At 69.0% G+C, this 12,314-nt stretch carries 12 protein-coding genes; 5 read left to right on the forward strand and 7 right to left on the reverse strand.

What is annotated here, in order from left to right:
* The first annotated feature begins 12 nt into the window (after window positions 1–12).
* The 3 genes from D0Z08_RS18505 to D0Z08_RS18515 are packed head-to-tail and all read left to right on the forward strand — an operon-like array spanning window position 13 to window position 2,576.
* Window positions 13–1,137, forward strand: coding sequence for a 3-ketosteroid-9-alpha-monooxygenase, oxygenase component (locus tag D0Z08_RS18505; protein ID WP_118926744.1), 1,125 nt, complete (start codon window positions 13–15; stop codon window positions 1,135–1,137).
* Window positions 1,137–1,436: a hypothetical protein gene (locus D0Z08_RS18510; protein ID WP_118926745.1), complete on the forward strand. Its 300-nt coding sequence runs from the start codon at window positions 1,137–1,139 to the stop codon at window positions 1,434–1,436. Before D0Z08_RS18505 ends, D0Z08_RS18510 begins: the two co-directional genes overlap by 1 nt.
* Before the next feature lie 42 nt (window positions 1,437–1,478).
* Window positions 1,479–2,576, forward strand: coding sequence for a ferredoxin--NADP reductase (locus D0Z08_RS18515; RefSeq protein ID WP_118926746.1), 1,098 nt, complete (start codon window positions 1,479–1,481; stop codon window positions 2,574–2,576).
* Between the two features lie 42 nt (window positions 2,577–2,618).
* Here D0Z08_RS18515 and D0Z08_RS33445 read toward each other — a convergent pair whose 3' ends face one another.
* Window positions 2,619–2,750 carry a hypothetical protein gene (locus tag D0Z08_RS33445; protein WP_281271748.1) on the reverse strand — a complete coding sequence of 44 codons (132 nt, stop codon included), beginning with the start codon at window positions 2,748–2,750 and terminating at the stop codon, window positions 2,619–2,621.
* A gap of 325 nt (window positions 2,751–3,075) precedes the next feature.
* Between D0Z08_RS33445 and D0Z08_RS32690 the strand changes: the two genes are divergently transcribed.
* Window positions 3,076–3,687, forward strand: a complete 612-nt coding sequence (locus D0Z08_RS32690) for a TolB family protein (protein ID WP_220454251.1) — start codon at window positions 3,076–3,078, stop codon at window positions 3,685–3,687.
* Between the two features lie 84 nt (window positions 3,688–3,771).
* Here D0Z08_RS32690 and D0Z08_RS18525 read toward each other — a convergent pair whose 3' ends face one another.
* The 5 genes from D0Z08_RS18525 to D0Z08_RS18545 form a co-directional block, all read right to left on the reverse strand.
* Entirely contained in the window at window positions 3,772–3,960 is a 189-nt protein-coding gene (locus tag D0Z08_RS18525) for a hypothetical protein (RefSeq protein WP_118926748.1), read from the reverse strand.
* Window positions 3,961–4,022: 62 nt separating this feature from the next.
* Window positions 4,023–5,963 (reverse strand): FAD-dependent oxidoreductase, encoded by a 1,941-nt coding sequence (locus tag D0Z08_RS18530; protein ID WP_118926749.1) that lies wholly within the window; start codon window positions 5,961–5,963, stop codon window positions 4,023–4,025.
* 30 nt (window positions 5,964–5,993) lie between these two features.
* Entirely contained in the window at window positions 5,994–7,448 is a 1,455-nt protein-coding gene (locus tag D0Z08_RS18535; protein WP_118926750.1) for a flavin-containing monooxygenase, read from the reverse strand.
* 2 nt (window positions 7,449–7,450) lie between these two features.
* Complete coding sequence (locus D0Z08_RS18540) at window positions 7,451–8,353, reverse strand: SDR family oxidoreductase (protein ID WP_118926751.1); 903 nt, start codon at window positions 8,351–8,353, stop codon at window positions 7,451–7,453.
* Complete coding sequence (locus D0Z08_RS18545) at window positions 8,350–10,266, reverse strand: ABC transporter permease (RefSeq protein WP_118926752.1); 1,917 nt, start codon at window positions 10,264–10,266, stop codon at window positions 8,350–8,352. Before D0Z08_RS18545 ends, D0Z08_RS18540 begins: the two co-directional genes overlap by 4 nt.
* Window positions 10,267–10,603: 337 nt before the next feature.
* On the opposite strand from D0Z08_RS18545, the gene D0Z08_RS18550 reads away from it, so the two are divergent.
* The gene (locus D0Z08_RS18550; RefSeq protein ID WP_118926753.1) at window positions 10,604–10,807 is read left to right on the forward strand and encodes a cold-shock protein; all 204 of its coding nucleotides are present in this window, start codon (window positions 10,604–10,606) and stop codon (window positions 10,805–10,807) included.
* 306 nt (window positions 10,808–11,113) lie between these two features.
* Here D0Z08_RS18550 and D0Z08_RS18555 read toward each other — a convergent pair whose 3' ends face one another.
* Window positions 11,114–12,310 carry a cytochrome P450 gene (locus D0Z08_RS18555; protein ID WP_118926754.1) on the reverse strand — a complete coding sequence of 399 codons (1,197 nt, stop codon included), beginning with the start codon at window positions 12,308–12,310 and terminating at the stop codon, window positions 11,114–11,116.
* Between the last annotated feature and the right edge of the window lie 4 nt (window positions 12,311–12,314).

Consider the following 12,314-nt stretch of genomic DNA (forward strand, 5'->3'; position numbering starts at 1 on the left):
AACGTGTTCTACATGAGTGACACCGCCAAGTCCGATGTGCGCAGCCTCGACCACGGGACGACGCCGCTCCGCTACGCGCGAGGTTGGCACTGCCTCGGGCTCGCCTCGACGTTCGCTGACGGGAAGCCGCACGCGATCCACGGGTTCGGCACCAAGCTCGTGGTCTGGCAGGACAGCACGGGCAAGCTCAACGTCCTCGACGGCTACTGCAGGCACATGGGCGGCGACCTCACCCAGGGCGAGATCAAGGGTGACAACATCGCGTGCCCCTTCCACGACTGGCGGTGGGGTGGCGACGGGAAGTGCAAGGAGATCCCGTACGCGCGCCGGGTCCCGCTCCGCGCTCGCACGCGCCGCTACGAGACCGCGGTGGTCAACGGCCAGCTGCTGATGTGGAACGACCCGGAGGGGTCGGCGGCCGACCACGACATCCTGCCGCCCGAGCTCCCGGAGGTGCTGACCGACAAGTACACCCCGTGGTCCTGGCACATCAAGGAGATCAACGGCTCGCACTGCCGGGAGCTGATCGACAACGTCGCTGACATGGCGCACTTCTACTACGTCCACTTCGCGTTCCCGACGAGCTTCCGCAACATCTTCGAGGGCCACACCGCGACCCAGTTCATGGAGTCGAAGGGGCGTCCGGACAAGTCCGAGGGTGGCTACAGCGGGGAGGACTCCACGCTCAAGTCGGAGGCCACCTACTTCGGACCGGCGTACATGATCAACTGGCTCGAGGTCGACTACAAGGGCTTCGTCACCGAGGTCATCCTCATCAACTGCCACATCCCGACCGGGCCGGACTCGTTCACGCTGCAGTACGGCATCAGCGTCCGGAAGCCGGAGGGTCTCGACGAGAAGACCGTCAACTACATCGCCGAGCGCTACACCGAGTCCTTCGGCGACGGCTTCCTCCAGGACGTCGCCATCTGGGAGAACAAGGTCGCGGTCCAGAACCCGCTGTTGTGCGAGGAGGACGGACCCGTCTACCAGCTCCGCCGCTGGTACGAGCAGTTCTACACCGACGTCGCCGAGATCAAGCCCGAGATGACCGACCGGTTCGAGTTCGAGGTCGACACCACCCGGGCCAACGAGTTCTGGCACGCCGAGGTAGCCGAGAACCTGGCGAATCGCTGATGGCTTCCTTCGTCCCCACCTCGGCAGAGACCCTCGAGGAGCAGCGGCTCTACACGCAGGCGCGGCTCATCGAGGTCGCCTGTCTCGACTGCTTGGCGACGGTCCAGGTGAAGAAGAATTCCGACCACCAGACGTCGATCCAGTGGACTGCCGAGGCCGTCGCCGCGTGCCCGGAGCTGTGCCGGAGGTCACGTTCCGGTAGTCGGGACGGACACCGGGGGTGCCCTCGGCTGTTGGCTAGCATCGATGCCGCTGTGGCGGACGGGGTGGTCCAGATCGGCGCCCAAGACGGCTACTGAGCCGAAGACCACCCGGCCACGGCCACTGACCTAGGGGAGACGTTGGACATCGAGTCCTTTCTGCTGCGCGTCGTCGACATCGTCGACGAGACGGCGGATGCCCGCTCCATCAGCTTCGAGGTGCCGGCCGACGCGCCGGAGAAGTTCGTCTACAAGCCGGGGCAGTTCCTCACGGTGGCCGTCCCGAGCGACCAGACGGGCGTCGCCGCGCGGTGCTACTCGTTGTCCAGCAGCCCGCACGACGGCGGCCCGCTGACGGTCACCGTCAAGCGCACCGCCGACGGCTATGCGTCGAACTGGATCTGCGACAACCTGAAGGTCGGCGACACGCTGCGGGTGCTGCCTCCGTCGGGGATCTTCACCCCGTCGTCGATCGACGCCGACCTGCTGCTCTTCGCGGGCGGCAGCGGTGTGACTCCGATCATGTCGATCACCCGCACCGCGTTGTCCGAGGGCAGCGGCAAGATCGTCGTCTTCTACGCCAACCGCGACGAGAGCTCCGTGATCTTCGGCGATGAGTTCACTCGGCTGGCCGCCGAGAACCCGGACCGGCTGATGGTGATCCACTGGCTGGAGTCGGTCCAGGGCATCCCGTCGCCGGAGCAGGTCAAGGCCTTCATCCAGCCCTACCTCGGGTACGACGCCTTCGTGTGCGGCCCGGCGCCGTACATGAAGATGGTCACGACCGTGCTGCGTGAGCTCGAGTTCCCGCGCGACCGGCGGCACCAGGAGAAGTTCGTCTCCCTCGGCGGCAACCCGTTCGGCGACCTGGCCGAGCTGCAGCAGGCCGAGGAGGAGATCGCGCTCGCGGAGTCAGACGAGGACGGCTCGGCCGCCGACGTGTTCGCGGGCGGTCCGGCCGGACCGGTGAAGGTCGAGGTGGAGCTCGACGGCGCCAGCTACACCTTCGACGACTGGGACCCGAAGGTGAAGCTCCTCGACTTCCTCGAGAGCAAGGGCGTGAAGGCGCCGTACTCCTGCCGTGAGGGCGAGTGCTCGGCCTGCGCGATCCGGTTGATCGAGGGCGAGGTGCGGCTGCTCCACAACGACGTCCTCGACGAGGAGGACCTCGCCGACGGCATCCGGCTCGGCTGTCAGTCGCTCCCGATGACCGACACGCTCAAGGTCACCTACAGCTGATAGCTCGCGCTGAGCCGGCACCTGGTGCCGGCCCAGCCCAAGCTAGGCGCCGTACTGCCGGTCGCCCATCGTCATTGCGAAAGGCTCAATGAACCTGTCCGGGGCGACGTACGCTGCGGCGGTGTCACCAACTTGTCCCCGGTCGCTGCGGATCGTTTCCATCATGGCGGCCATGGCTCTGCTCCTCTGCTCGCTGCCTTCCTCAGCGACCGCCGCAGATCCCGACTCGGCAGATGCTGCCGGAAGCGATGAGAACCGCAGTGCTCCAACGCTCGTGGTTCACCGATACGTCTGGGATCAGCACAGGGCGGGCCGGCGTGGCATTCACTTGCGCTCAGCCCGCATGAACGGCACGGGAGTGCGAAGGGTGTACGACTCCCGACGGGGGTTCGTCACCGACTTGACTCTGGACCGCGCGGGCCGACGGGTTGCCTTCTCTCCCTGCTGCAACGTGCATGACCCGGTCCTGGTCGTAGCACGGGTCCGCGGCGGGACTCCGTTGAAGCCGCTCGCCCACCATCCGAAGGTCGATGCAGTCGGCGGCATCGGCTGGTCCCCGAACGGCCGTCGTATCGCTTTCGAGGGCACGACGGGCTCGTATCCGGACCGCGTGACATACCTGTGGACCGTGCGTCCGGACGGCACCGGGCTAAGGCCCATCTACAACTTGGGGTCGGTCGACAACAACCTCTTCATCAACGACGCACTGGCCTGGACGACTGAAGGGATCTTGTTCTCCAACGGTCACAATCTCCGCATGGTGAAAGGAGGCGAATCCACCCTCGTCCTGCGCCGTGCTCGTTCGGTCCGCATCTCGGGCGATGGCAGTCGGATCATCACTGAGCGATGGCGAAAGAACTCGCGGTCCGTGTGGATCAGTGCGCCAGACGGAAGCGATCAACATCGGCTCTTCACGCAAGGCGACCCTGTTCGTGTCGCGACGTTCTACGACGTCACCCCCAACCACGACGCCTCCGCACTGCTGGCATATCGCATGAGTGGCGGCGACGACGGATCCGACGCGATCGTGACATGGCTGACCGAGGCCAGCCCGACCACGGCGACAGTCGTCGAACCGATCAAGTACGCGCCAACTGCGACTTGGAACTGACCTGCCTTTCCGACGTGCGCACAGCGCCTCGCTGAGTGAGCGCCGATGCCGTCTCGCCCACTTGCCGACTTGCGGAGGGCGGAGTCAGACGTTCTGGTGGTGAGTACGACGGTAGGGGTGCTCGTCCCGCACGTACCAAACGATCCAGGCGACGGGAAAGAACAGCCCCGCTGCCGCGGCCGGCGCCAGGGCCTGTCCACGTCGGCGGGCACCGAGTCCAGTCAGGATCATGAGCGGACCGCAGAGAAGGATGACCGCGAGGATGACTGGCATCGCAACAGTGTGCTCGCTTCGCCGCGTGGCGGCCACCGGCACGCCCGCCCAGAGCTGAGCAGCTAAGCGAGCCGGTCGGCGAGACGCGTCGCGTTCATGTAGGCGATCGCCTCGATCGAGATCATCGGGTTGACGCCCGACGACATCGGGAAGCAGGAGGCGTCGGCGACGTAGAGGCCCGGCAGGTCCCACGTCTGGCCATCGGGATCGGTCGCCGACGTGGCGGGCGAGCCACCCATCCGGGCGGAGCCCATGATGTGGAGCGCCGCGAGCGCGAGCCGGCCCGGGTCCAGGCCCTCGGCGCGGATGTCCTGCTCGAAGGTCTCCAGCGAGCCGCGGACGCCCGGCTCGTAGCCGACGGTGCGGTGATGGGACGTGGTGATCCGCCGGGCGCCCGCCGCCTCGGCGATCCGCGCTCCGCCCACGAGGCCCTGGACCAGGTGCTCGGCGTCGTAGCCGGACAGCCGGTAGCGGACCACGGGCTCGCCGTCGCGCCCGGTGCGGACGGTGCCGACGGAGTCGCGGTCCCGGAGGATGACGGCGACGCCGAGGCTGTCCCGCAGCTCGTTCATCTGCCGTCGGAAGGCGTCGGCGCCTCGCCAGCTGACGAACCCGGAGCCGAAGCCAGGGGTGAGGGGCGCGGTCTCGAACAGCACGCCGTACCCGTCGTCGAGATCGGTGAGCGTGTTGACGTAGCGGCTCTGCATGGCGCCGACCCAGGGCTCGACGACCTCGTCCATCAGGCCCCAGACCGCCGTGGCCGGATGGAGCCTGAGGTGGCTCCCGACGTTCGGGTTGCGCAGGCCGCTGCGCTGGAGCAGGGCGGGCGTCTGGATCGCACCGGCGGCGGCCACCACGGCCCGGGAGCGGACCGTCACCCGGTGGCCCTCGGCGCTCACCGCCTCGACGCCGGTCGCGCGGCCGTTCGCCTGGGTCACCCGGCGCACGGTCACCCCGGTGTAGATCCGGGCGCCGGCGTCGGCGGCATCGACGAGCCAGGTCTTGGTGACCGACTGCTTGGCACCGAGCCGGCAGCCCATGCCGCAGCGGCCGCACTCGATGCCCTGGTCGCAGCCGATCACGTTGCGCGGCATCGCCTCCGAGCTCCAGCCGAGCTTCGTCGCTCCCCGCTCGAGGATCGCGTCGCGCGGCGCCGCGCGGTCGTGATCGGTGTTCACCCCGAGTCGCGCGCAGACGGCGTCGAGCGCGGCGCCGTACTCCTCGCCGGCGAACTGCTTCGCGCCGAGGCCCGCCCACTCCTGGCGTACGTGGTCGGGGGTGCGGAACGACGTCGTGTAGTTGACGACCGTGCCGCCGCCCAGGCCACGGCCCGCGAGCAGGCCGATCTGCCCCTCGGCCGTGGCCTGCGGCGCCAACGCGTAGAGGGTGAGGAAGCCGGTCTCCTCGCCTCCGTCGAAGTGCCGCTCGTCGTGGTAGTCACCGGCCTCGAGGACGACGACGTCGAGACCAGCGGCGGCCAGCACCCCCGCCGCCGTACCGCCGCCGGCGCCCGAGCCGACCACGACCACGTCGCAGGTCAGGTCGGCGTCGGTGCTGGCCCGGAGCGGCGCCAGCGCCAGGGTCGGTACGGCGTCGGTCGGACCCAGCGGTCCCGGGTAGCCCATCGGGTCCCAGACGGCGGGACCGCCCTTCAGGTAGTAGGGGAGCAGGGCGGCGCCCTTGAGTGCTCCGAAGAGCGCCCGCTTCGGTGCGGAGCCCGAGTCGGAGAGCGCGAGCAGGAACCGCTCGCGGCCCGCCTGGTCGAGCTGGGAGAACCGTTGCGCTCGCCCGGTGAGGGCGAGCGCGAGCGGCCGGGTGTCCCACGCCCGGAGCAGCAACCGCAGCTGCCGGACCTCGGGTGCCCGGGGGTTGGCCGCCGCCACCCGCAGCGCCAGGTCGACGGCACCGACCTCGCTGGCCGCCGGTACCCCGGCTCCGTCGCCCGGAGCGAACGTGTCGCAGATGAGGCGCATCGCCTCGCGTTCGCGGGCGGTGAAGGTCATGGAGGTGAGGCTAAACCTGTCGGCACCTGGTCAGGCGCTGAACTCCACGACGCCGTCGTCGAGCTTGCTGCCGCGCAGGAACTTCTTGTCGAAGTACCAGTTGTGCTTGAGCCGCCACGGGTCCTTGTCGCCGGCCACCGGAAGCCTGCCCGCGGCGCGCTGGAGGTAGCCGGAGGTGAGGTCGAAGACCGGCGCGGGCTCGAGACCCTCGTGCTTGCGCGGGACGACGACCTTGAGGGCGTGCTGGTCCATGTACTCCAGCAGCCGGACGACGTACTCGCAGACCAGGTCGGCCTTCAGCGTCCAGGACGCGTTGGAGTAGCCGATGATGAACGCGAAGTTCGGGACGTCGCTGAGCATCAGCGCCTTGTAGGTGAACGTCTCGCCGAGGTCGACCTTCTCGCCTTCGACGACGAGCTCGGCGCCACCCATGGCGACCACGTCGAGACCGGTCGCCGTGACCACGATGTCGGCCTTCAGCTCCTCGCCCGACGTCAGCACGATGCTGTCGCTGGTGAACCGCTCGATGTGGCCGGTGACGACGTCGACCTTGTGGCTGTGGATCGCCTTGAACAGGTCGGCGCCGGGCACGACGCAGAGCCGCTGGTCCCACGGGTCGTACGGCGGCGTCAGGTGGGTCTCGTAGTCGAAGTCGTCGGGCAGGTGGAGCTTCGCCCACCGCTTCAGCAGGGTCTTCGCGACCTTCGGGTTGCGGCGGCAGAACTCGTAGAAGCCGATCGTCACCGCGGCGTACCGGGCGTGGATCGCCTTGGCGGCGAGCTTCGCCGGCATCGTCCGCTTCAGCGTCTGCGCGATCGGGTCGATCTTCGGCTGGCTGACGATGTAGGTCGGCGTGCGCTGCAGCATCGTGATGTGGCCGGCGTCGCGCGCCATCGACGGGATCAGCGTGACGGCGGTGGCTCCGGAGCCGATCACCACGACCCGCTTGCCGGTGTAGTCGAGGTCTTCCGGCCAGTGCTGGGGGTGGATGACGGTGCCCTGGTACTCGGAGAAGCCCGGCCAGTCAGGGGTGTAGCCGGCTTCGTAGTTGTAGTAGCCGCTGGTGGAGAACAGGAAGTCGCAGGTCAGCGTCTCGGTCGTGCCGGTCTCGGTGTTCTCGACGGTGACCGTCCAGTACTGGTCGTCGGACGACCACTCGAACGTCGTGGCCTTGCGGTGGTAGCGGATCCGCTCGTCGACGCCGTACTCCTGTGCCGTCTCCTGCAGGTAGCGGAGGATGTCGGCGCCGTCGGCGATCGCGTGCTTGCCGTCCCACGGGCGGAAGCCGAAGCCGAGGGTGTACATGTCCGAGTCGGACCGGATGCCGGGGTACTTGAACAGGCTCCAGGTGCCGCCGAGCTCGCCGCGCTGCTCCAGGACCGCGTAGTTCTTCGCCGGGAACGCCTGGCTGATGTGGACGGCGGCGTCGATGCCGGACAGTCCGGCCCCGACGATCAGCACCTCCAGGTGGGTGGCCTCGGTCATGGTCACTCCTTGGGCTCGATGGCGGCGGCGGGGCTGGCGTCGTTGGCGACGTTGCGCGCACTGGTGGCGCGGCCGAGAGCGGCGACCTCCGCGTCCATGCGGGGGAGCAGCTCCGGCACGTGGCGCAGCACGGCCTTGGCGCCGGCGGCGGAGTTGACGACGTTGCGGTTGAGGCCGACGCCGCGGACCCAGCCGGGGCAGTAGACGTGGCGGGCCCGCTTGTCGATGCCGGTGACGAACGCCTTCACGCACGCGTCGACCGACGTCGTCTTGCTGAGCGGGTAGGGCAGCTTGGCGATCAGCTCGCTGAAGGTCGACAGGTCCTTCTTCGCGTCGCGCACCAGCGGGGTGTCGATCCAGGACATGTGGGCGCACCCGACGTCGACGCCCTGGTGCTTCACCTCCAGGCGCAGCGCGTTGGCGAAGTGCTCGGCGCCGGCCTTGCTCGCGTTGTAGGCCCCCAGCCCCGGGGCCGCGGCGAAGGCGGCGAGCGACGAGACGACGAGGAAGTAGCCCTTGCTCTCGACGAGCGCGGGCAGTGCCGCCCGGGCGGTGTGGAAGACGCCGAGGACGTTGATGTCGATCACGCGCTTGAAGGCGGCGGGGTCGGTGTTCATGACCGAGCCGTACGACGCGATGCCGGCGTTCGCCACGGCTGCGTCGAGCCGCCCGAACCGGGCGATGCCGGCCGCCACCGCGGCCTCCATCGACGGCAGGTCGCAGACGTCGGCGACCAGCGCCAGGCAGCGGTCACTGCCGATGACGCCCGCGGTCTCGTCGAGCGCCGCCTGGTCGAGATCGGTGAGGATCAGCCGTGCGCCCTTGGCGGCCAGCGCCTTCGCCGTCTCCGCACCGATGCCCCGGGCGCCGCCGGTGATAAGGATGACCTGCCCCTTGATGCTCATACCGTCTCCTTCGTCTTCGCCGGCGCGGGAGCGACGGGCTGCGCGGCGCGGTTGTAGCACCAGCCGTAGAACAGGATCAGCGCCAGCCAGGCCGCGATCACCACGAGGTAGCCGACGGTCCACCACCAGGTGGGCACGTCCTCCTTCTTCTCGCGCTGCAGGAACTTGCTCTCGAGGACGGTCTCCACCGTGGCACCGTCCTCGACGATGACGGCCCTGCCCTGCGGACCCTCGATCGCGGGGTCGTCGGGGGCGTACATCGGGAAGGAGATCATCTCGCTCGGCGCGACGTGCAGCCGCAGCAGCGTCTTCCAATTGCCGTAGAGCGGCACCGGGTGCTCGGTGCGGTACTCACCGGGGTTCCCGGTCGGCTCCAACGCGGTGCGGACGATGCCGGGGACGTTGGCCTCTGGGTCCCGCGGCACGCCCTCGGAATCGCCGCCGGGCCGGCCCTGCCACGCCAACGCGTAGAACCAGACCGCGTCGTCCACGGCCTCCTGGTCCTCCTCGGCGATCTGGATGGTGACGGTCGCGAGGCACTCGGTCTCGCCGCCGGCACAGGAGGGGGCGCCGCCGGTGGCGTCGCTGAACGTCACGACGCCCTCGTAGGTCTCCGGTGCACGCGGTACGGCGAACACACCCATCAGGACCACGAAGATCGCGAACGCGGCCAGTCCGAACCAGCGGCGGGGGAGCGGCTCGCCGGCTGGCGGCGGGACACTGCGGCCGCTCAGGGTCAGTCGGCTCAGCATCCAGATGGCCATGCAGCCACCGCCGACACCGGCGATCGTGCTCATGCCGAGCAGGAACGGGAGGCTGTCGGCGTTGAACGGCTGGGGCAGGGGCATGAAGAACTTCGACCACAGCCATTCGCCGTACATGCCGAGCGAGCCGACCAGGAGGCCGGACACCAGCGCGAACGGCACGCGGCGGTCCTTGCGCTTGGGCTGGATGAGCGCGGCGACGACCTCGATGATCACGGCCGACGGGATCAGCAGGAGGAAGCGAGCGGTGAGCACGTCGGGGAGGACCCAGATCGTCACCCACAGGAAGCCGTGCGCCACCAGGAACGCGCCCGCTACGAGGAGGGCGCCGCCGGGCCCGAGCCACAGTCGTACGGCGCAGCCGATCCAGGCGACGAGGAACGCGAAGATGATGAACTGGGTGACCGCGGGGAACTGCGGCACGCCGAGGTCGAACTCCATCAGGAACGCGAACGGGACGCCGCAGACGGTGATCCCGAGGGCCCCGAGGACCCGGCCGATGATCCCCTCGGTGCGCGGGGCGCTCACCTGGGCGGCCTCCGCCAGCAGCAGCGGGATGCCGAGCACGAAGGTGACGGCGCCGCCGATCATCATCACGTGGGTCGGGCCCCACTCGGTGACGTCCTGACCGAACAGTCGGTGCCACAGGTCGTCCGCAGGGAAGCCGACCAGGGCGATCAGCCCGGCGCCGGTGATGACGACCGAGCCCAGCGGCACCCGCCAGTTCTTGGCCAGCTTGATCGTGTGGCGCGGCAGCGGATCACGGGCCAGGCCCATGCTGAGGATGCCGGCGTGGCAGAAGCCGAGGATGCCGAGGAAGATCGGGTAGTGGCTCGGGTTGGCCAGCGGCCCCTCGTCGCGACCGTTCTGCATGTGGATCGGGACGTCCCACCACACCCCCCAGCCGGCGAGGAGGGCCGAGCCCAGGCCGAGCGCAGCGGGGAGCGCCACCCAGCGGGGGAGCTTCACCAGCTCGGCGGCCCAGTCGGCCAGTCTGCTCACGAACGTCGGCCTGTCGGCACGCTCGCGCAGCACGACCCAGCCGAAGAACAGGATGACGACGCCGGCCATCCCGCCTGCGATGAGGATCTCGCTGAACGCCGCGCCTGCCGCCGGGGGAGTCTCCGGCGCCACCATCAAGGTGTCCATTTCGTGAACGTAGGGCGCGGCGGAACGGCGGGTCAAGCATCCCCGCCGTGATTTGCGGTACAGGGTGTAGCGCTAAATACCGACCCGAGGTGAAAACACTGTCTTGCCGCGAGGAAGCAGGCATCTGGCGACTGCGCTGGTAGCCTTGTGCTCAGTTGAAGGGGCGCGTCACGCACGGGTCCCCCCAGCGTCCGACTGCACGACGCTGGTTCATCTTCAAGTTTCCTTGCGGCCTGTCGTATGGGCTGCCGTCGAGGTTCGGTAGAGGTGTGTTCATCCGCGCGGCAGGCACCATCGTCTGCGCGTCTCGACAGCAGTAACCATCAAGGAGAAAAAAATGGCCACCGGAACCGTCAAGTGGTTCAACGACACCAAGGGCTTCGGCTTCATCGCGCAGGACGGCGGTGACGGCGACGTGTTCGTTCACCACACCGGCATCGCGGGCTCGGGCTTCAAGTCCCTCGCCGAGGACCAGAAGGTCGAGTTCGACGTGACCCGCGGCCCCAAGGGTCTGCAGGCTGAGAACGTTCGCGCCATCTGAGCGAGTACGACATCGCGGACGGCCCCACCTTCGGGTGGGGCCGTTCGCACTTTTTTCGGGATCTTGTGACTTATCCGTGCGTCATCCAGCGGAGCTCGCGCGCGCCGGTGACGGGTCGCGGGTGGTGGCGACCGAAAGGCTGGCGACGGCAAGGGGCACTTCCTCGGCGATAGGTCCACTACCTCGCCGCTCTGACTGGTCACAGCACCCCGCAAGCACACCGAGGTCCGTGGGAGCCCACCGAGGTCCGTGGGAGACGGTCGGCTACCGCGCGGCCGCCCACCCCGAGCCCGACCCACGGATAGGTCACAAGAGCCATTTTTCAGTGCCGGCCGTGAACCGGATCGGGTAGTGCACGGGCCCGGTGTTCCCGGACATCGGCAGCCAGGTGCCGGGCCCGTCCGGTCGGGCGTCCGGCATCCGCGCCGCGAGCAGTGGCAGCGCGACGGACATGTCGGTGCGGGCGACGAAGTGCCCGAGACAGTGGTGGACCCCGGCCCCGAAGCCGAGGTGCGGCGGCCGGGTCTGGGTAATGTCGAACGTCGGGTCGGGGATCGCACCCGGGTCGGTGCCCGCGACGTGCGAGAGCACCTGGACGATGCCGCCTGCCGGGATCCGGAGGCCGTTGAGCTCGACCTCCTCGATCGCCTCCCGGGTGATCCAGGTGACGGTCGGGTTGACCCGCATCACCTCCTCGACCGCTGACGGGCCGAGGTCGGGGCGATCGCCGAGGAGCCGCCACTGGTCCGGGTGCGCCAGCAGCGTCCGCAGCGCCAGTCCCAGCTGGTTGCGGGTCGTCTCCATCCCGGCGAACGCGAGGAAGACCAGGCCGACGCCGACCTCGTGCCGGCTCAGCGCGCCGTCCTGCTCCTGTGCCTGCAGCAGCGTCGTGACCAGGTCGTCGCGCGGGTTGGCCTGCCGGTCCGAGATCACCTCGTCGACGTACTCGTGGAGACCGGCGAGGGCGGCCTCGATCCGGGGGAGGTCGTTGGCCACGTTGATGCCGAAGCTCTTGCCGAGGTCGTCGGCCCAGTGCGCGACCTGCTGCCAGTGGTCCTCGGGGAGGCCCAGCAGGATGCAGATGATCCGCGCGGCGTACGGCTCGGCGAACTCCGACACGAACTCCACCTCGCCCCGCGGCGCGAACCCGTCGATCAGCTCGTGGGCGAGCGCCTGGAACGTCGGCGACATCGCGGCGATGGCCTTGTTGCGGAACGCCGGCCTGAACAGCGCGCGCAACCGGTGGTGGTCGTCGCCCTCGAGGCTGAGCAGTGTCTCGCCCCACCAGTCGGAGAACAGTCCCGAGTGGATGCCGTTCTGCGCGGGCCACCGGGCGTTGCCCTGGCGGAACCGCCGGTCCTTGAGCAGCGCCTGGCCCTCGTCGTACCGGAGCACCGCCCAGCCCAAGTTGGTCTCCGCGACCCAGTCGTCGTCGCGCGCGGCGTGGACGGTGGGGGAGGTGACGTCGAAGGCGGGGTCGGACAGGTCGAACCGGGCGGTCATCGCG

This window comes from Nocardioides immobilis (assembly GCF_003515065.1).
Taxonomy (GTDB): domain Bacteria; phylum Actinomycetota; class Actinomycetes; order Propionibacteriales; family Nocardioidaceae; genus Nocardioides; species Nocardioides immobilis.

Coding starts and splice junctions, on each gene's coding strand:
- D0Z08_RS18505 (WP_118926744.1), top strand. CDS start 13: ATGAGTGACACCGCCAAGTCCGATGTGCGCAGCCTCGACCACGGGACG.
- D0Z08_RS18510 (WP_118926745.1), top strand. CDS start 1,137: ATGGCTTCCTTCGTCCCCACCTCGGCAGAGACCCTCGAGGAGCAGCGG.
- D0Z08_RS33445 (WP_281271748.1), bottom strand. CDS start 2,750: ATGGCCGCCATGATGGAAACGATCCGCAGCGACCGGGGACAAGTTGGT.
- D0Z08_RS18525 (WP_118926748.1), bottom strand. CDS start 3,960: ATGCCAGTCATCCTCGCGGTCATCCTTCTCTGCGGTCCGCTCATGATC.
- D0Z08_RS18530 (WP_118926749.1), bottom strand. CDS start 5,963: ATGACCTTCACCGCCCGCGAACGCGAGGCGATGCGCCTCATCTGCGAC.
- D0Z08_RS18535 (WP_118926750.1), bottom strand. CDS start 7,448: ATGACCGAGGCCACCCACCTGGAGGTGCTGATCGTCGGGGCCGGACTG.
- D0Z08_RS18540 (WP_118926751.1), bottom strand. CDS start 8,353: ATGAGCATCAAGGGGCAGGTCATCCTTATCACCGGCGGCGCCCGGGGC.
- D0Z08_RS18545 (WP_118926752.1), bottom strand. CDS start 10,266: ATGGACACCTTGATGGTGGCGCCGGAGACTCCCCCGGCGGCAGGCGCG.
- D0Z08_RS18550 (WP_118926753.1), top strand. CDS start 10,604: ATGGCCACCGGAACCGTCAAGTGGTTCAACGACACCAAGGGCTTCGGC.
- D0Z08_RS18555 (WP_118926754.1), bottom strand. CDS start 12,310: ATGACCGCCCGGTTCGACCTGTCCGACCCCGCCTTCGACGTCACCTCC.